The sequence below is a fragment of the Kordia zhangzhouensis genome, from assembly GCF_001005305.1.
Lineage (GTDB): Bacteria > Bacteroidota > Bacteroidia > Flavobacteriales > Flavobacteriaceae > Kordia > Kordia zhangzhouensis.
The window spans coordinates 1-21,139 of record NZ_LBMH01000014.1; the positions used below are offsets into that span (position 1 = coordinate 1).

Genomic DNA, 21,139 nt, shown 5'->3' on the forward strand with positions numbered 1-21,139 from the left:
GCCTACCACCAAACCAAAGGCAGCATGAAATAATGTCGCTGGACTCATTTGTAATTCTTGTGATACACGGTAAATCCTAGAAGAAAGACCCTCTGATAATCTTACTGTAGATTCTACGATGTTAACACCATCTCCATGAACATCTTGTAATCCAAAAGGTAACGTAGGGGATTCTATAGACTCAAAACGTGACTTAAAATAAGACTCGCTAGCACTCAAAGATTGTGTATGTAGTACATGACCTATAAAATTTCTGTAGAGACTTGGAGGCGGTAAAGTAGCTGCGTTTCCTGATAGGTATTGTCCAATCTCTTCGATAATGATTTCCAATCCTACATGATCCAACATTAGGTGATGTAAATTAAGCAGTAGGTAATAGTTTTGATTTTCTTCATCTTCTACCGTACGTAATTCTAATAAGGGAGCTTTTGATACATCAATCCGATGATGGTGGTTACTAATATAATCTTGTAATTGACCTGCTACAGCTTTGGTATCTTCTAACTCTATCGGAGCTACTGAAAGTGACACCTCTCGCAATACGACCTGTACAGCATGTGGAAGTCCTGCACTTAAAACACAAGTACGTAATACATCGTGACGATTTATTACAAAGGATAAGGCTTCTAAAAAGGCTGCTCGTTTTGCTTGACTTGAGAAACAAAGAAGATTTGGCATGATGTATACATCGCCGCGCGCCGATGCACTCATCAGATAATGAAAATAAATGCCCTCTTGTAGTGGTGATAAAGGATAGATATCTTCAATGTTTTCTGCGCCACCATCAACCAAATCCATGATTGTTTCTAAATGATCCTGTTCAAAATCGAGCAATGGAACCATCTCTGGAGTAATGTAGTTACAGCCATCTACAATACCATTCGCTGGGACAACATACGCTGGCTCTTGCTCTTGTAGCCTTAAGGCAAGCTTACCTATTGTGGGATACTCAAATATATCCTTCACCGAAAGTTGTAAATCATAGTGCTGCAATGCCGAAATCAGCTGAATCACTAGTAAGGAATGACCTCCTAGTTCAAAGAAGTTCTCTTCAATGCCCATCTTATCAATCCCCAATAATGCTTGCCATATCTCAGCCAATTGCTTCTCCATAGCAGTTTGGGGAGCAATGTAAGTTGTACTCGTATATAGTTGGATATCTGGTGCGGGTAAAGCTTTTCTATCTATTTTGCCGTTGGTCGTTAGCGGTATTTCTTCTAGTAAAACCCATATCTTGGGAATCATATAGCCTGGTAAGCGAGAACCTAAAAATAGTTCTAGGGAAGCTTTGGAAAACTCTCCCTCAAACACCACATATCCAACCAAATAGCTTGTTTCCTGACAATCATGCTTGACTACTACACAGCTGTTCAATATTGATTCGTGTTCTAACAGTGCATGCTCTATCTCTCCTAGTTCAATACGATAACCTCTAATTTTTACCTGAGTGTCTTTTCTTCCTAAAAGTTCTATGTTTCCATCAGGTAACCAACGTGCTAAATCTCCCGTTTTGTATAAACGTTCACCTTCATCAAATGGATTGATGATAAATTTTTCTGTAGTTAAAACGCTTCGATTCAGATAGCCTCTGGCTACTTGTATCCCTGATATACATAATTCACCAACAACTCCGATCGGTTGTAATGCCTGATTGGTACCTAAAACATAGAGTTTTGTGTTGGCTACTGGTTGACCTATTAATATTTTATCAATGTCTTCCTCTAACGGAACATGCCAATAACTAACATCAATCGCTGCTTCTGTTGGCCCGTATAAATTGGATAAAGCTACCCCTGGTAGTTTTTCTTTAAATAAACGTACATCATCCAATTGTAAAGCTTCTCCACTGCATAGAACACGACGTAAGGTGCCACAATCATTTGGTGAAAGCGCTTGTAGAAAAACACGCAACATCGAGGGAACAAAGTGAAGCGTCGTGACTCCTGCTGACTCTATCAAATCTTTTAAATACTCCGCATCTTTGTGACCATCTGGCTTGCTAAATACCAACCTAGCACCACAAATATTGGCCCAAAAAAGCTCCCATACTGAAACATCAAAACTAAACGATGTTTTTTGTAGTATTACATCATCTCTTGTCAATCCATACTCAGATTGAGTCCATAACAAACGATTGACAACTCCGGCATGTTCATTCATAACTCCTTTGGGATGACCTGTACTCCCTGAGGTATAAATTATATACGCTAATTGTCTGCTTGATAGTTCTACTGAGACTTTCCCTGTATTATATTTTGAGATGTCTGACCAATTAGTATCTAATAATACCGTCTTTAATGTTGCTCTGTTAGTAAATATAGAAGCATATCTTGAATTACTTAGAATCAATTCAATCTTACCATCTGATAGTATATAGTTAATACGATGCTCAGGATAATCTGGATCGATAGGCACATACGCACCTCCACTTTTTAAAATCCCTAATATTCCTATTAGCATAGACAAAGAACGATCAATACAAATTCCTACTAATGTTTCTGACTCAACTCCCTGTCCTACTAAATAACTAGCCAATTGATTGGAACGTTTATCTAATTCTTGGTAGGTAAGTGTTTCTTCTTCATAAACAACCGCAATCGCATCGGGGGTTTTTAATACCTGTCTTTCAAATAAGGCTACAATCGTTTGATCTTTTGGATATTCGACTTGCGTAGCATTGAACTTATGTAGTAATATGTCTTGTTCGAATGCAGAGATCATGTTTAAAGATTGGATAGACTGACTTACATCTTTGGTAATGACTTCCAATAAGGAGCTGTAATGATCTAATATTCGAAGAATCGTTTCTTTTTTGAATAATGAAGTACTGTATTCAATGTGTAAAGAGAGTTCTGTTTTGTTTTCTTCTACATGTAAACTGAGATCAAATTGTGAAGTTGTAGTATCACTTTTCAAGAAAGAAACTTCCAATTCATCAGTGATAAAATCTGAAATTTCTAAAGAGTCTTCTAGTGAAAACATGACTTGAAATAATGGATTCATGTTCATCTCACGTGTAGTCACTATGTTGTTGACTACTAGCTCAAAAGGAGTTAATTGATGTTCGTAACTTCCTAATGCCGTATTTTTTACACGTAATAGTAATTCTTTAAACGTAGGATTTCCGCTTAGATCTGTTCGCAAAGCCAACGTATTTACAAAAAATCCTATCATGCCTTCTAAATCTGATTGTGTACGATTGGCAATAGGTGTTCCTATACAAATATCGTCTTGTCCACTATATTTCATCAATAAAACCTTGAACGCTGATAATAAAAACATGAATACCGTACTGCCTTCTTCTTTACATATTTGATAAATACGAGCACTTAACTGACTATCTAATTTGAAATTTTTAATCGTTGCACCTGTGGTATTTTGAATGAATGGTCTTGCATTATCTAACGGTAGTTTTAGCTGAGAAACACCTGATAAATTGGAGTGCCAGTATGTCAATTGTTCTTTGAGGAAATCACTCGTTAGTGCATTTCGTTGCCAAATAGCATAGTCTGCATATTGAAAAGATAATGGTGATAGTGTTGGGATTGACCTGTTTATTAAAGCGCTATAAATTCTTTTAAATTCTTCAGCAAAAATTTGAATTGACCAACCATCACTAGCGATATGATGAAAAACACACGCTAATACATGTGCTCCATTTTCTGCTTCAAAGAAACAGGCTCTAAACATGTAATCTTCTGAGAGATTGAATGACTTTATTGTATAAGAGTTGATAAGTTCTTGCGCTGATTGTTCAAGGTTTTTTTGTCCTTTTTCCAGCGTCCAGTTTTCTGATGATTGTACTGTTTGGTATCCTATTCCATTTTCTGATTTGATAACGGTTCTTAGTATTTCATGTCGCTCTACTATCGCTCTTAGAGAAGCTTCTAATATTTCAAAATTAACAGCTCCTTTTAATTGTAATCCGCCAGAAATATGATAGTCTTGTGTTCCTTGCAATTGGTCCAAAAACCAAAGTCGTTCTTGACTGAATGACAATGGAATGTTCCCTATTTTTTCTTGTACTGAAATTGCGGGTAAAGTATCTTTTTTAACAGCTAAACGTACTTGACTGGATAACGATTTAATGGTTGGATACATAAAAATAGTGGTGATAGAGATATCAATACCCAATTGTTTTTGAATCATTGATATCATTCGCGTCGCCAATAGTGAATGCCCTCCTAATTCAAAAAAGTTATCTTCCAATTCTATTGTTGAAATATGCAATAATTCTTGCCAAATAGTTCGTAGTTTTTCTTGTGTTGGGGTCACAGTTATAGATGGAAGCGTTACTTCTTTCTTTGCTAATTCGTCATAATTGATACAGCCATATGGGTCTTTAGGCAACTCTGAAACAAACTCAATGTGAGAAGGCAAATTGTCTAAATTTACTTTTCTTTTTAACCAAGTTCTAAACTCGCTACCTAAAATTTCACCTTCGGATTCTAGCTCTACAAATGCAATCAAGCAGTGCAATGATTTTTTATATACTACTGCTGCGTCTATCACATTGTTGTGTAGTTTTAAAATATCTTCCGTTATATCGGGCGTAACAAGCTTGTCGTCGATATATATTTCTCTGGCGCTTTTTTGTTGCAGTACGATTTCCCCATTTGATGTAAATTTTGCTTTATAAGCCAACGCTTTTAGTTGCTTAGAATGATTCCCAACATGTACTTCTTTCAGAGAATTTTGTACTCCTACAGGAGTTGAGAAGTAGTTACTTTCAACCCAAAGTGTTCCTGAAACTTCTAACGGAACAGCGCGGAATTTAGCATCTAATATTTGTAAGTTTAATTTTCCCAGAGGTTTGGTGTAATTTACAAATGTGTCTTCTTTTGTATCAAATGCCGTTTCTGTTTGAATTATTGATAGATGAATTCCTTGTATGTGAAGTGTGACAATTATTTTCTCTAATTTTTTAAATACTTGTTTTAATTTTTTGATGCATTTCCCCGAAATTTTTTCATCTGATGTGATAATAAGTTCAGTAACTTCAAAGGTGCAATTTGCAGCTAATTTTTGAAGCAATTTGTGGTTTGAAGCTACTTGCTTTGAAATTTTTAAAGTTCCGACTCCATTCTTATGATTTGTGTTATCATCAGTAAAATAGAGTGTTACTCCTGATGCAATGGCAGGTAATATATATTCTAATACATCTGTTTTTTCAAGGTCTTTACTTGCCTGTAATTTTGTTTTTAGATGTAAACCAAAAGACGATTGTACTTCTTGTAGGTGCTTTTCAATGTCTACTGCTTCTATTTGATATCCTTCACTTCCTGTTTTGTTTACTAGAATAATTCCTCCTACTTGGCTTGAACTTGGCGTATTCTCATTGAACGTAACTGCAGACAACTTTTGAAAGGCTTTCAGCGCAAATGTTTCTTGAGTATCAGTTGATAGATATATTTTTTCATCTTGAAAAGCAGTTTGAATACACGTCTCAATGAGTTGTTCTTTGGATGAAGTCATGATAGCGTATCCCCCAGATTTTATAATTGCTAACAGATTTACAACTTGAGCTATTGGGTTTCGATATGCAAGCACAACTTTTTTTCCTGCAAGATTTCCTATTTCGCAACATTTTTTCTCAATAGAATTCCATAGTGTTGAGTAATTTATTTCAGTTTCATTATATATTAATGCAGGAGTTTTAGCCTCTCTTTTTTGTAGAAATGAAAAGATAGTTTGATTGTTCATCTAAGTCAATATTGGTTGGTAAATAAATGCTGTTTACAAGTTATTCCAGGAAGAAAATACGTTTGTGTCTTTTTTATTTTCTATCGAAAGTTGAGAAATCGTTTTTGTTGCGCTACTTATTGCATCATCTAACATATGTAGAAAACAGTTTGCCCAATTTGCTATGACTTCTTTGTCAAAAAGTGCGGTATTATAGTAGAAGTCCATCATTAAATTATTGTCCATTTCAATAATACTAATGCTCAGTTCATATTTTACATATGATACAGGAGGAAAGTAAAATGTTGCTTCAAGACCTTCAAAATTGAGTTGTTTTTTAACACTATTCATGTCTATTTCTGCTGTAATTTGTGGAGGCATTACATCACTACAATTTTCTAGAATTTCATTAAATGAACAGTTTTGGTGTTTTATGGCTTCAGTAGTTACTGTCTTTATTTTTTCAAAATAGCCTGTAACGGTCTGTTGTTCATCTATATCTATATAAATTGGAAGCATTTTTACGCATTGCCCAACTATATTTTTTTTACCCATTGCCAATTGCCCTGACGAGGGTATTCCAACGACAAATGTTGTTTGTGAAGAAAGTCGTTGTAATAGTAATGTATAGGTTGCAAAAAGCACGTTAAACACGGTGAGTTTATTTGTTTTTGAAAAATGTAATAACCTTTCTTTTAGCGAATTATCAATTTTTTGACTAAATAGATTTCCTCTTTTTGAATTAGGCGTTACAATATGACCTGTAGCTAAGCTTACTTTGGGATATTTTTTTTGAAATTGCTTTTTCCAAAATTCTGAGGATTCTTGTTGATGTTCTCGTGTATTCACTTCTGTGTACCATTGGTTGAATTCGCTCAATCCTGTAGGTTTTAATAAACCAACCTCAGCTCCTTTGATTTCCGTTGCATAAATCGAACTTAACTCATTCCAAATGATTTCAATAGAATAACCATCACCCACTAAATGATGTGTTGTCAATAGTATTTTGTGATGTGTTTTTGAAATTTCAAGAATTACCATTCTTATAAATGGACCATTTGCTAAGTTAAATGCTTCTACTCCTTGTTTTCCTAAAAACTCAATATAATCCTCTGTTGAAATAGCTTCGGTTGTGACATGGTTGTTTTGTAAGTATGTAATCTTTGGAGTTACTTTTGATGCAATATGATATCCGTTTTCGTCAATTTTTGTAGATCGCAAAACCTCGTGGCGATTTACCACTTTTATGAACGCATTTTGGAATGCTTCTACATGTAGATTTCCTTTTAATTCAATAATTTGATTTTCGTTAAATGAACTCGACGCATGTTGATTTACAGATACTAGCGCATATAATTTTTCCTGATCTTCTGAAAAAGCAATGGATGTTGTCGTTGTGTTTTCTTTAGGAGATGTATCAATCCAATCTGACTGCAGAACTGCTTGGGTAGATTTGACAACTGCCTGATATATAAACTCAATATCTTCATCTGAATGTGCTGTGGAAAGAAAACAATTTCTTCCTTCCCAAACATATATTTTATTGGCTAATAAATGTTGATAAAACAAGTCCCAACCTCCTTTTAGGAAAAATCTAAAAAGAGAGCCAAATGCTACTACTTTTACAGATGCGCCTACCTCATCAAAATAAGAATTCAATCTTTTTACCAAAGTCATTGTCTTTTTATTAAGATTGCTCTGTAAGGTATTTCCTTGATCTTTTAAATAAGTTAATAAAGCTAGAGAAGCACTCATCGTTAAAGGATGTTGATTGAATGTTCCTGCTACAAAGGTTGTGGGTTTGTTAGGATAAGAGTTGTCTCCAAATTGCCAGCTTCCTCCATCAATAGCATCCATAAATTCTGCGTTTCCTGCGACAACTCCAATGGGCATTCCTCCTCCGACAATTTTTCCATAAATACATATATCAGGATCAATTTCAAACCATTTTTTTGCTCCGCCTACATGAATTCTAAATCCCGATATGACTTCATCAAAAATGAGCGCAGTACCGTTTGATTTTGTTATTTTTTGTAATTCTTGTAAAAATTCTTTTGGTTGAATATCGGGTCTTCTACTTTGTACAGGTTCCACCAATACAGCTGCCAACGTGGAAATATGTTCTTCTATATAATCTAATGATTCTTGCCTACCATATTCTAATACTACAGTATTCTCAATAAAATTCTCTGTAATTCCTGATGCTAATGGAATTGGATTTCCCAGATCTAAAGGATTATTTATTGCTAAGATTCCATCAAAAGTTCCATGATATGATTCTTTAAAAATCACATATTTTTTTCTCCTTGTAGTCGCTCGGGCTAGTCTTAAAGCCACCATAACTGCTTCTGAACCAGAGTTATAAAAAGCAACTCGCTCATTACCTGTTAGTTCTGAAATTAAAGCAGCTACTTTTCCTGCTGTAGCATTCATAGGACCTACAGCATATCCTTTGTACAATGCTTCTTGTAATGCTTTTTCAATAAAATCTGGATTGTATCCTAGTAAATTCACTCCAAAGCCCATCGTTAAATCTACATACTCGTTATTATCTAAATCTATAATTTTTGAGCCTTTCGCTTTGTCTGCTATAATTTGGTAAGTTATTTCTTTGGTTTCAGGCTTAAATCCTGCTACATTCCTATTATTTGCAAGTACTTTACGGTATTTTTGAGTATGTTGTTTTGTATCATTTGTTTGCGTTACAATTTCATGTATTAGTTTTTCCAGATGATTTGCTTGAGTGGTTGTAAATACTTTAGAAACATCTTTTTCAATTTCTTTATACGGCACAAAGTAATCTATAGCATTCCGTTTATACTGAACCTGTTTTTTTACCTGTTGAGATGTCATGCTTTTTGCCATTCCATTTTTAACAATGAACTCTGCTAGTTTTTTTAAATTACTAACCTCATTGTAAAATTGTCCCAATTCTAGATTAATATTGTATTGTTTTTTTATGGTCTGTATAAATTGAAAAATAATAATCGAATCTATTCCAAGATCAAATAAATCTTTATCTAAAGCATCTTCAGTTACTTGAATTCCTGTGTTTACAGAAATAAGCTCCGAAAGTTGTTTGTATATAGTTTCATATTTTAATTCTGGAATTTTAGTAACGGGTAGTGTTTGCTGTTCTGTATGTTGTATTGGAAAATTTACACCTTCAAAATTAGGCCAGCAAGATGTTTCAGCCAGTGGATAGCGTGGTAAATCAATATTTGTGTAGACATTATTTTGGTAATATCTTCTCCAGGGAATGACGGCTCCTTTTTTATATTCTGCTAATAGATATGTTAAAAACTGAGTTCCATTTTCCTCTTTTCTTGTTTCAAAAAGTGCTGTATTTATTTTGTAACTGTACTCAACTTGGGTAATATGATTTTCTGGATTTTGCAATAGTATTTTCAATTGCGCTAATGTTGTGACTTCGACTCCAAAACGCCAGTTATAAGTTCCTTTTTTTGTATTTGTTGCATAACAAATATCTGCTACAGCGATTAAATTATTTTCGTCTGATATTAAATGTATGTAGTCACTGATACACTGTTTTAAGGTGCTTTTGTTGTGGGCACTTAAGGTAAATAGAAAGCTTTTTTCATCATTGATTGTATCATCTACTTTGTTTGGTACATATTCTTCTAAAATTACATGTGCATTGGTACCACTAATTCCAAAAGAACTTACTGCACATCTTCTTTTACTTTCAGATAGCCAATCTTTTGATTCTGTATTGAAATAGAAAGGAGAATTTTGAAAATCTAATGATGGATTTGGCTTATTGTGATTAATTGAAGGGGCAATTGTTTTATGCTTGAGTGACATGATACATTTTATAAGACCTGCGATTCCTGCTGCTTCAAACTGATGTCCAATGTTGCTTTTTACTGCGCCTAATGCACAAAATTGCTTTTTAGAAACCCCTTCAAACGCATCGCATAATGCTTGAAACTCTATTTGATCGCCCAATTTTGTTCCTGTACCATGTGTTTCTATAAATCCTAAGGTGTGTAGATCAATTTTTGCTTTTGTAGCGGCTTCTTTAATTACGCTTGTTTGTGCTTCTGGATTAGGAGCTATGATTCCTGAAGATTTTCCATCCTGATTGATTGCCGTACCTTTGATAACCGCATAAATAGTGTCTTTATCTGCTATTGCATCATCTAATCGTTTTAATACAATTGCAGCAACTCCTTCTCCTATTCCTGCACCGTCAGATTTGTGATCAAAAGGTTTTGTTGTTCCTGTTGGCGATTCAAAACCTATATGATATTTTCCCTTTTCTGGTAATAGATACATTTTTCCTCCTCCAGCTACTGCCATATCACTATCTCTATTTGATAATGAATTACAAGCTAGATGAATGGCTACCAATGATGAAGAACAAGCTGTATCTATGGTTAAGGCTGGTCCTTTGAAGTCCATAAAATAAGAGAGTCTGCTTGAAGCTAATGAGTTTGTATTTCCCGTTAATGATGCCGAACCTAATGTGTCACTAGATTGGTTGATGATATCAATATATTCCGCATAATTTATATCGCCAGAAGCTCCTAAGAAAATACCTGTCTTTTCTACATGAGTTTGAACATACCCTGCATCTTCCATAGCTCTCCATGAAGTTTGTAAGAATAGACGATGTATAGGATTTATAACCGAAGCAGTAGCATGATCAATTTTAAAAAAATCAGCATCAAAATGATCTATACTATTTAGATATCCTCCATTTTGAAACGTAAGCGTATCAATAGCAATTCCTTTTGATTTATAGTATGATACCAGTTGCTCTTTTCGAGCCTTGGGAAAAGATGCGATACTATCTTTTTTATTGATGATATTATCCCAGTATTGCTCGGGGTTTTTAGCGTTTGGAAATTCTAAAGCCATACCAATTACAGCAATACTTTCATTCCTTTTTTCACTTTTTAAGTTTGCTAATTCTGATTTGTACTTTTCAATTTTGTATATCGCTTTTTTTAATGGGCTTAATTCGTTGAAACGTTTTTCATTTGAGTAACTCATCTCCATAGTTTTCTTTTTAAAAGATTCGTATTTTAAATTTTTAGGAGGGTATTTTTATATGTTTAAAGAGGGAAACATATGTAGAGAATTAATTGTCGTGTATTTTTTCACTTAAGAATGCTATGTTATGACTGAAATTTCATTTTTTTTAATGTTTTCTCATCAAACGGCACTCTCTATATTTATTTAGAAAGTATTAATATCAAGCGTTTATTAGGCTCTTCATCAAACATTTTTGGTTGTTCTTCCTTGTAGTATATTTTATATCCTATAGCTTTAGCAGTATCGATAATTTCTTGATTAGATTTTGGTCTTTGTTCAGAAAATAAGATTGGAATTCCATAATCAACCACATTATTGAGAAATATGTACCCTTCTTTATTTAGCATTGGGAATAAGCTGGTTAGTAATTGCTTGTAATCAACATAGTTTACTATTTGAGACATGGTAACTACATCATAGAAGTCTTTATAGTATCCGAATTGTGCGGTCATTTTTTGCGTCAAATCATGAAAAAATGTAGTTGAATCAATGTTTAATTTAAAGATAAAGCATCTAAATTTTTCTGACAACCAGTTAATTACATTTTGATCGTTTTCTAAGAAATTGATATTGTGATTTTTAGGTAAGTAATTTTGCAATTCTTCCGAAAACAAAATAGGCGTAAAAAAAGGCCCTATTTCTAAAAAATTCTCACCAAAAATAGCACTGTTATCTAATAGGTAAGGAAGTAATTTTCGACCTGTTTCAATCATCCTAATTCTAGCTTCAGCATCAAACTCTTTTCCATATTTATTATCACTTAATGACCAGCCAGGCCACTCTATTTGGTAGCTTTTTTCTATGCTTTTTTGCATTTTCTATGTATTTGTTGTGATTTAAAGTTTATATTAGTTTGTCTAATAGCTGTAAGACTTCATCATCACTTAGCGATTCTATTTTGGTAAGTAGTTCAGCATCATTTTTAGCCTCACTCTTTTCATCTTCTACATGTGTATTAGATTTCTTGGAACTAAATAATTGGGCTTCTATGTATGCTGAAAGTTTGAGTATTGTTGGATACTTGTAAAAAATAGTTGTTTCTGCAATGAGACCAAGTCTGGTTTTTAATAGTTGCGCCAATTGTACAGCATGAATAGATTTAAACCCTTGATCTCCTAAAGGAATTTGCATATCTATCATCACATTTTCGCCATTAAGAATTTCTAAACATAGTGATGTCAGCCAAGTATTGATATCTTTTAATCTATTTGTTGAATTTTTCCACACTTGCAATGTATTGTGAAGCATTTCATGGCTTATGAGTCTACTAATTTCTTCAAACTCTCCATTTTGATATCTTTTTAGTAATATACCGTGTTGTAGTTTACCGCTTGTTGTTTTAGGGATTTCTTTAACTGGAATGATGACATCTGGTATAATTCCTAATGCGTTTGAAAGTCTCTTTTGTATGGCAATAATGACATTCAAGAAATTTTCAATTTTTCTTTTATAGTAGATAAAAACAAGTAGCTTTTCTTTATTATTTCCATTGCTTGGCACTCCGCAAACAGCTACTTTCCCTAGTGTTACATCTGCTGTTCCTATAATGATATTTTCTATATCACTAGCATAGTAATTGTGCCCTTGTAGAATCATCATATTTTTATGCCTACCTGTAATAACTAAAGTATCATCCTCTAGCAGAAAACCTAAATCGCCTGTACGTAACCAATCATTTTTTAGAAAAGCCATTTGCGTTGCTTCTGGGTTTTTATAGTATCCTTTCGTAACGTTTTTACCTTTAATATCAATAAAGCCTAATGTATTTTTACCTAAGGAATTTCCTTTTTCATCATTGATAGCTACACGGCAACTTAAAAGAGTTTTTCCAACTCCAACAAAATTTTGTGTTTTTTTTTCATCATGTTGTTGCGCAAAAATGAGTTCTTTTCCTATAACAAGCGATTCTCTTTTTACAGTGTATACTGAAATTTTATCTCCAATATTGGATGATGAAACTCCGACTGAAGCTTCGGCTAATCCATAGCTAGGAATTATACAATGGTCAGATAAATTGTACTGAGATAGTAATTCTGTAAAATCTAAGCAGACTTTTTCGGAGATTGGCTCGGCACCGTTTATGATAGATTTTACACATGATAAATCCCAATTGATTTTTTGATCAGGTCTCCTATAGAATGCTTGCATAAAGTACTGATATCCAAAATTAGGAGAACATAGTCTAGTTGCTCTATATTCATGAGTTTTTTCCATCCACAATAAAGGTCTTTTTATAAATAAACTTGTGGGCATCATCATGTGATTACAACTAGCTACAATGCTTGACAAATGAAAAGCAATCATTCCCATATCGTGTGTGAGCGGAATCCAACTAAAGTAGTTATCATCTGTGGTTATTTTAAATCTTTCAATGATATCATACGTATTGTAAATTAGATTTTCGTGTGTTAACATGACACCTTTAGGCATACTAGTAGATCCGGAAGAATATTGAATAAAAGCCAGCTCATCTGAAAAAACAGTTACAGGAATCCCTTGGGTTGAATTTTCAAAAACTTCTGATGATGCTATGCAACTTTTTTTAAAATTTGTTTTGTTTTTTACGAGTCCCTTTTCAATTCCAAAGGTAATAAGCTTCTCTAATTTTTCCGCCGAAGTAAATATTTTAGGATGTGTAAGATTGTTCCAAATTCTAAATGGTTTTAGCTTGTGTTCTTCTTTCCCTCCAATAGCAACAGGAATAGGAATGTATCCTCCTAATATACATGCCCAAAAAGCAATTAAAAATTTATGATGGTCGTCTTCATAAATAATAATTTCATCTCCTCTATTTATACTTTTTTTGCGTTGTAATGTCCCTAAAAAAAATAATGCTTCTTGGTAAAAAGTTGCATACGAAACAAAATGCTCCTTATTATTTGCGGTAATGAATATGATACCTTTTTCGGTATTGTTTGATATCCCAAGGATTAACTCGTTGAGGGTTTTATAAGTGTATAACTTTTTTGACATTTTAAAAATTCTTTCTTTTTAACTCTGACAATACAGTATGAAGTGTGGAAAATGGTTTTTGTAATTAAAAAGTGCTTATTAATTCTATATAAATAATCTGTAGAAGCAAGTAATTATAGTTTTAAGATTTTTGACGGGTAAACATTTCTATTTAAAAGTATCACTTGCAGTAATTTTTAGGTTTACTACATTAAAAATAGTAACTATAAGAAGATTCTTATTTTAATGATAAAGATTATTATTCGCCAACTTCTATAGCATTTTTTAGAAGCTTTTTATTCTGAAGTCTTAAGAGATATTTTTGATTTTCTTTCTACAATCAAAGCAGTTATTTTAACTCCTACGGGCTAAAAAATATTAGTTTTTAATTATTGTACAGCTCTGCTTAGTCAATTAGCAGTGTATATTATCAATTGACATTTTTTTTATAATGAATTCCATTCATTATAAAAATATTAAATATCATAAATATAAAATATGACTTTACCGTAAAATAATTATGTATTAACCTTAAAGAAGAAGTAAATTCCTTCGTGGTGTTTATGAAGACTTACCTTTTTTCGGACAGTTCTAAATTTGACAAAATAAAGTTAAACAGCTTGCATAAACTCATAAATCCCCCTCAAATTCTCCATCAAAAAGTTCGAACTTTGAATTCTCGAGGTCACATAAATTGTAAAAACCTGTAATTTAAAACATTACAGTTTTTTTTTATACTACAAGAGGTATCCTATTTATGAATTTTATTAAAATTTATAACCAACTCCTAATCTCAATGTATTACGACTATAACTATTAGAATTACTATCAATTAATACTTCCTTTGATAAACCATAACCATATCTTCCCTCAATAAAAAAGCGTTTAGATATATTATATTGCGTTCCTATTTCAAGTGAAACAGATAATGGTTCATATAAAGCATTTTCAATTGTTTTGTTTGCAACAACATCCAATTTTGGACCAGACATGATAGACCATTTATCATTCAAATGGTATTTTAGTAGCAGAGGAATTTCTAAAAAACTAATGTCATCTGTATACGAGTACAATAATTCGTATTGAAAACTTAATGTATTACTTAGACTAGTTTCTGCAAAAAAACCTCCATATAGTTCTAACCCAGAATAGTCATTATCTGATGAGGTATTTAAGTAACTTTGATTTAATCCTGCTTTAAAACCAAATATTGTTTGATTTTTTAAAAAGTCTTTTTTTTCTTGAGAAAATGAGAAAAATGTACATCCCAAAAAGAAAATAGATAATAGTAATTGTTTTTTCATTTCAAATAGTTTTAAGTTAATACCCAAATCTAACGATACAAATTGTTAAAAGACTAAAAGATAATCACAATAAAGCTCTAAATATTTTAAAACAAATTGTTAAAAATTAACATTTTCAAATTTTGATATACAGTGTAAAATTCAAAATACAAACTAGTTTCATATAGATTTTATTAGTATAGAACTTCTCCAAAATCCACTACAAAAGTTCGAAATTTGAAAGCTAGAGATAACAAGTAAACTAGATTCTATTTGCTTTTTCTTTTTAATGTTAACTATAAAAAAAACTCCTTGTTGATAAAGGAGTTTTTGTAGTGCTATTTTTATTAAAATTACCTCCAACCTCCACCTAAAGCTCGGTACAAGTTAATTTTAGCGGCTAACTGTTCTTTTTTTGTTTGCACTAACGACACCTTAGCTTCTAAAGCGTCACGTTGTGTTAACAAAACTTCCATATAATCTGCCCTTGCCGATTGAAAAAGCTTATTCGAGATTTCTATAGACCTTGTTAGTGAAATAACTTGATCATTTTTATTTTCAAAACTTTTTTGAAGATTTTCAATATTGGAAAGTTCATTAACAACTTCTATATAGGCATTCAATATGGTCTTTTCGTATTCGTACACCGTTTGTAGTTGTCTAGAGTTTGCATTATTGTATGCCGCTTTGATAGCATTCCTGTTTATTAATGGCCCAACCAAATCACCCGCTAGATTATATAGTAAAGCACCAGGAGTTGACGTTAAGTATTTTGAATTAAAAGCAGAAAGTCCGATGCCTGCCTTGATTCCAAAGGAAGGATAAAAATTAGCACGAGCAACTTTTACATTCAACTTAGCTGCTTCCAACTCATATTCAGCTCTTCGAATATCTGGTCTGTTGATTAATAATTCAGAAGGAACTCCTGTAGAAATTGAATCCATTTGTAATTCCATAAAAGTATCCGAATTTCTAACAATAGAAGAGGGTTGGCTACCGATTAAAAAATTAAGTCGATTCTCTATTTCTACAATTTTTTGTTTCACCTCAAAACGCTCACTTTTGTTTTTAGATAGCTCGGCTTCAAATCGTTGTACAGCTAATTCTGTTACACGAGCGGCTTGTTTTTGCATTTTTACAATATGAAGTGCATTTTGCTGTATTTCTAAATTTTGATCTATAATACGTAATTGATTGTCTAAAGCAATTAATTCATAATACGTTTCTGCAATTTCAGCCACTAAATTCGTAATCATGAAGTTTTTACCTTCTACAGACGATAAGTATTCCATGACTGCCATTTTTTTTGAATTGCGCAGCTTTTTCCAAATATCAATTTCCCAAGAAACATTTAATCCTATCGTATAGTTTGGCAAAGGATCTGGAAAAGCTTCTTCTTCATGAATTGGCAAGTTTTCTTCAACAGCACCATTTCTAGTAAATTTACTTGCCTTTTCTAGTTCTGCTCCAGCTTTATAGCTTATAAAAGGAAGATATTCTCCTTTTCGCACTTGTATTTCATTTTTAGCAACTTCAATTTGTTGCAACATAATGTTTAACTCTTGATTATTTGCTAGGGCCGAATCGATTAAGGCATTCAATTTTTCGTCGGCAAAAAATTCTTTCCATGAGATGCTTGCGCTATTTAATGTGTCTTTTTGAATTTTTTCAAACTGATTAGGCATTGTTTTTTTAGCACTCCTTACTGTTTTTGTGGGTACACATGAGTGAAGAATGATTGTTAGTATAAAAAGAAGTGTCCTTATATATGTATATTTAGTTATTGTCATAATCTTGCTCTTTATTTTTGGAAGTAATCTTTTGTAAAAGTTCTTTTAATTGACGTAGTTGCTTTTTGATAGATTTCTTTTCTTCAGATGCTCGTACAAATTCCTCTGAAACAGGTTCATCTGATTCATTTTTGATTAAACTACGACCGTCGGACATTTTGGCAAAAATGTAATACAACCCTGGTATAATAATCACTCCAATTAATGTCCCTATAAGCATTCCTCCCATAGCCGAACCGCCAATTGTTTTGTTTCCTATTGCACCTGCGCCAGTTGCTATAACTAAAGGAATTAATCCGGCAATAAAAGCAAAAGAAGTCATTAAAATAGGGCGAAATCGCATTTTTGCTCCTTCAATAGCGGCATCAAAAATCGGAATGCCTTCTCGTCGTTTTTGCACTGCAAATTCAACAATGAGCACCGCGTTTTTCCCCAAGAGACCAACTAGCATAATGAGTCCTATTTGCGCATATACATCATTCGCGAGTCCCATTAACTTTAGAAGTAAAAAAGAACCAAATATTCCGACTGGTAATGATAATATGACCGCCAATGGAAGTAAAAAACTTTCATATTGAGCAGCAAGTACTAAGTATACAAAGATCAATACGACTGCAAAGATATAGATGGATTCATTCCCTCGACCAGCCTCATCATAGGAAAGGTCTTCCCAAGCAATATCATATCCTCTTGGAAGTTTTTCTTTTGCTACTTCCGTAATTGCATTGATAGCATCTCCACTTGTATATCCTGAAGCAGGTAATCCTCTAATAGCAGCAGAGTTATATAGATTATACCGTGTAATTTCATTAGGCCCTAATCGTTTTTCTAAGCTCATAAATGCAGAGTAAGGAACCATTTCTCCAGCTTCATTTTTTACAAATAGTTTTTCAAGATCTGAAGGAAATCTTCTGTACTCAGGAGCTGCTTGCGTATACACTTTGAAAAAACGCCCAAATTTTATAAAGCCTTGCTCGTAGGTACTTCCTATAAGAATATTTAAGTTTTCCATAGCCGCTCCAATTGAGACTCCTTTTTGCATTGCAGCTTTATTATTGATAATTAACTCATATTGAGGATAATTTGCTGCGAAAAAAGTAAAGAGTCCACTAAGTTCTTTTCGTTCTCTTAGTGCATCCATAAATGCATTGTTTATTTGCTCAAATTCATGGTAATCGGTATTATCTGTCTTGTCTAAAAGACGTAAAGAAAATCCTCCTGAAGAACCAAAACCTGGTACTGCTGGTGGCTCAAAATATTCAATTACTGCTCCAAGGTTTTTACTTTCTTCCTCTAGCTCTTCCATAATTTCATGAACAGTTTTCTCTCTTTCTGACCATGGTTTTAAATTGATTAAGCAAGTTCCTGCATTCGAACCTCTACCTTCTGTCATAATTTCATAACCTGCTAGTGATGATACAGAAGCAATGTCTTTTTTTTCTTCACAAAGTTTTTGAAGATTTCTAGCAACTTCATTAGTTCGCTCTAAAGTTGCTCCTGGAGGTGTTTGTATGATGGCATATATAGTTCCTTGATCTTCATTTGGAATGAATCCAGCAGGAAGTGTTTTATTCGTGAAAAATATACCAGCACAGAAAACGGCTAGAATCCCAAATGTAAGTACACGTCGATTTACAATGAGTGTTAGTAAACGTACGTAACGTCCTGTGAGTTTGTCAAATGTATTGTTAAACCAATCTATGAAACGATTGACTGGAGATTTTTTTCTAGGCTTCCCATGATTATTTTTCAATACCATAGCACAAAGTACAGGGGTAAGTGTTAAAGCTACTATTGCAGATATTATGATAGATCCTGCCATAGTAATAGAAAATTGTCTGTAAAAGACTCCTACAGGTCCTGTCATGAAAGATATAGGAACAAATACAGATACCATTACTAAAGTAATGGCTATAATTGCTCCCCCAATTTCGCTGATTACACTTTTCACAGCTCGATATGGAGAAAGATGTTCTGATTCCATTTTGGCATGCACTGCTTCTACCACCACAATAGCGTCATCTACCACAATACCAATGGCTAATACCAAAGCAAAGAGAGTAATCAAATTGATAGAGAGTCCAAATAATTGCATGATGAAAAATGCTCCAATAAGCGAAACAGGAACTGCTATGATTGGGATAAGTGTTGATCTGAAATCACCCAAGAATAAAAATACGACAAGTGCTACAAGAATAAAAGCGTCTCGTAATGTATGAATAACTTGTTCGATTGATGCGTCTAAGAAATTTGACACATCATAACTAATTTTATATTCGATTCCTGGAGGAAGGTATTCTTCTAGCTCTGTCAATTTATCTTTAACAGTTTCTATAACATCACTGGCATTACTTCCAAAGGTTTGTTTTAAAACTATAGAAGCCGAAGGTTTGCCATTAAAATTAGAATAAATATCAAAAAATTCACTCCCCAATTCTACTTCTGCAATGTCTCCTAGAGTTAGAATTTCTCCTTCTTCATTAGACTTGATAATAATATCTTTATATTGTTGAGGCTCATTGTACCTCCCTTGGTAGGTCAATACATATTCTAAGGATTGTGCTGCTTTCCCAGAACTTCTTCCTAGTCTTCCTGGTCGTGCTATGAGGCTTTGCTCATCCATTGCTTTCAACACTTCTTCTGCCGATATATTGTAAGCCCTCATTCTATCTGGTTTTAACCATACACGCATAGCGTATTTGCGACTTCCTAAAATATTTGCGCTCGCAATTCCGTTGATACGCTGTAATTCAGGAACCACTTTGGTATACGCATAATTGTATAGAAAATTTTCGTCATTGTCCTTAGCATTACTATACAAGTTTACGTACATCAACATACTTGGTTGTACCGGTGTGATGATAACTCCTTCTCTTTGCACCAATGGCGGTAATAGTGGCATTACTTGATCTACACGTGTTTTTACACGAACTACGGCTTGACTTGGATCTGTTCCTGGTTCAAAAATAATCCGCAACGTTCCTTCTCCAGCACTAGTAGCATCAGAAGCTATATAACGCATTCCTTGTACACCATTGATAGAAGTTTCCAAAGGAATTAGTGTTGATTTTACTAATACATCTGCACTTGCCCCTGGATAAGCTATAAAAATGTTTACTGTAGTGGGTGCAATTTGCGGAAATTGAGAGGTTGGGAGCTTGTTGATAGAGAGCAATCCTGTGAATATGATGATTACTGAAATCACAATTGCAAGCACAGGTCTTTTGATAAAGTTACTGAACATTTTTTCTGTTTTTTTAGATTAAATTATTCAGTGTATAAAGCTAGATTTGAAACCGCTTCTTCTGGATTGATGAACTCATAATCAATATGATCTCCATTTTTTACCAACCGAATTCCTTCTAATACGATTTTATCTTCAGCAGTTAATCCTTTTTCAACTATAAACAAGTGTGGAAGTTCTCCGCCAATTTTGATTTCTTTTTGATGTATGATATTATTACTATCTAAAACAAATACAAATTTTTTGTCTAATACTTCAAAAGTTGCTTTTTGCGGAATCATTAATACTTCTTTGAAAGGTATTTTCATCAAAATACTACCAGTCTCTCCGTGTCTGAGTATTTTATCAGGGTTAGGAAATGTAGCTCTAAACGCAATATTTCCTGTTTCGTTGTTAAACTCTCCTTCAATGGTTTCGACCAATCCTTTTTGGTTGAACACTCGATTATTAGCTAGTAATAATTCGACTTCTCGTTTTTCCCCAGCATGACCGTTCATTATGTAATCTAAATATTCAGCTTCAGGTACGTTAAAGTATACCCACATTTTACTATTGTCAGAAAGTGTAGTAAGCAATTCACCTTCATCCAACAAACTTCCTTCTCTTACGTGAAAATGATCTATAATACCGTCAAAAGGCGCTTTGATATTGGTAAAACCTAAGTGAATACTTGCCATATTTACTTCGGCTGTTGCTTTTTCAAATTTGGCCTTTGACATTGCCAATTCATTAGATGAAACAATATCATTGTCTGCCAATAGTTTGGTGTTTTTGTATTCAATTTCAGCTAAATCTGCTTCGGCTTTTGCTTTTTGTAGTTCCGCATCATATACATTAGGCATAATCTTAAACATTGATTGTCCTTTATTTACAAATTGACCTTCATCAACGGAAATACTTTGAAGGTATCCTTTTTCAAGTGCTCTAAGTTCAATATGTTTAATGGAGTGAATTTGACACACATAATCTTTTATAATGATAGTGTCTTTTTTTATAGGGCTTGTTATTTTGTGTGTTATGTGTTCTGTATGTTTTTTTTCATGATGATTGCAACTTACAAGCGTAAAGCAAACCATCAAGAACAAAATGAATGATCTCATTATGGAAATTTTTATGATTTTTTTTAA

The 21,139-nt window shown here is 33.3% G+C and carries 8 protein-coding genes; all 8 read right to left on the bottom strand.

Going from position 1 to position 21,139, the window contains the following annotated elements; translation table 11 throughout:
• Positions 1 to 5,703, bottom strand: a 5,703-nt coding sequence (locus AA088_RS15800) for a non-ribosomal peptide synthetase (RefSeq protein WP_157547278.1), incomplete at its 3' end; no start/stop codon positions are given.
• Between the two features lie 33 nt (positions 5,704 to 5,736).
• Complete coding sequence (locus tag AA088_RS15805; protein WP_046746010.1) at positions 5,737 to 10,701, bottom strand: aminotransferase class III-fold pyridoxal phosphate-dependent enzyme; 4,965 nt, start codon at positions 10,699 to 10,701, stop codon at positions 5,737 to 5,739.
• Positions 10,702 to 10,883: 182 nt separating this feature from the next.
• Positions 10,884 to 11,558 carry a hypothetical protein gene (locus AA088_RS15810; RefSeq protein WP_046746011.1) on the bottom strand — a complete coding sequence of 225 codons (675 nt, stop codon included), beginning with the start codon at positions 11,556 to 11,558 and terminating at the stop codon, positions 10,884 to 10,886.
• Positions 11,559 to 11,586: 28 nt separating this feature from the next.
• The gene (locus tag AA088_RS15815; protein WP_046746012.1) at positions 11,587 to 13,716 is read right to left on the bottom strand and encodes an AMP-binding protein; all 2,130 of its coding nucleotides are present in this window, start codon (positions 13,714 to 13,716) and stop codon (positions 11,587 to 11,589) included.
• Positions 13,717 to 14,462: 746 nt separating this feature from the next.
• The gene (locus AA088_RS15820; RefSeq protein ID WP_157547280.1) at positions 14,463 to 14,999 is read right to left on the bottom strand and encodes an outer membrane beta-barrel protein; all 537 of its coding nucleotides are present in this window, start codon (positions 14,997 to 14,999) and stop codon (positions 14,463 to 14,465) included.
• 332 nt (positions 15,000 to 15,331) lie between these two features.
• A complete protein-coding gene (locus tag AA088_RS15825; protein WP_046746014.1) occupies positions 15,332 to 16,768 on the bottom strand; it encodes a TolC family protein in 1,437 nt (478 codons plus the stop codon).
• Positions 16,755 to 20,012 carry an efflux RND transporter permease subunit gene (locus tag AA088_RS15830; RefSeq protein WP_046746015.1) on the bottom strand — a complete coding sequence of 1,086 codons (3,258 nt, stop codon included), beginning with the start codon at positions 20,010 to 20,012 and terminating at the stop codon, positions 16,755 to 16,757. The genes AA088_RS15825 and AA088_RS15830 overlap by 14 nt, the downstream gene beginning before the upstream one ends.
• 23 nt (positions 20,013 to 20,035) lie before the next feature.
• Positions 20,036 to 21,112, bottom strand: a complete 1,077-nt coding sequence (locus tag AA088_RS15835; RefSeq protein ID WP_046746016.1) for an efflux RND transporter periplasmic adaptor subunit — start codon at positions 21,110 to 21,112, stop codon at positions 20,036 to 20,038.
• Positions 21,113 to 21,139: the final 27 nt, after the last annotated feature.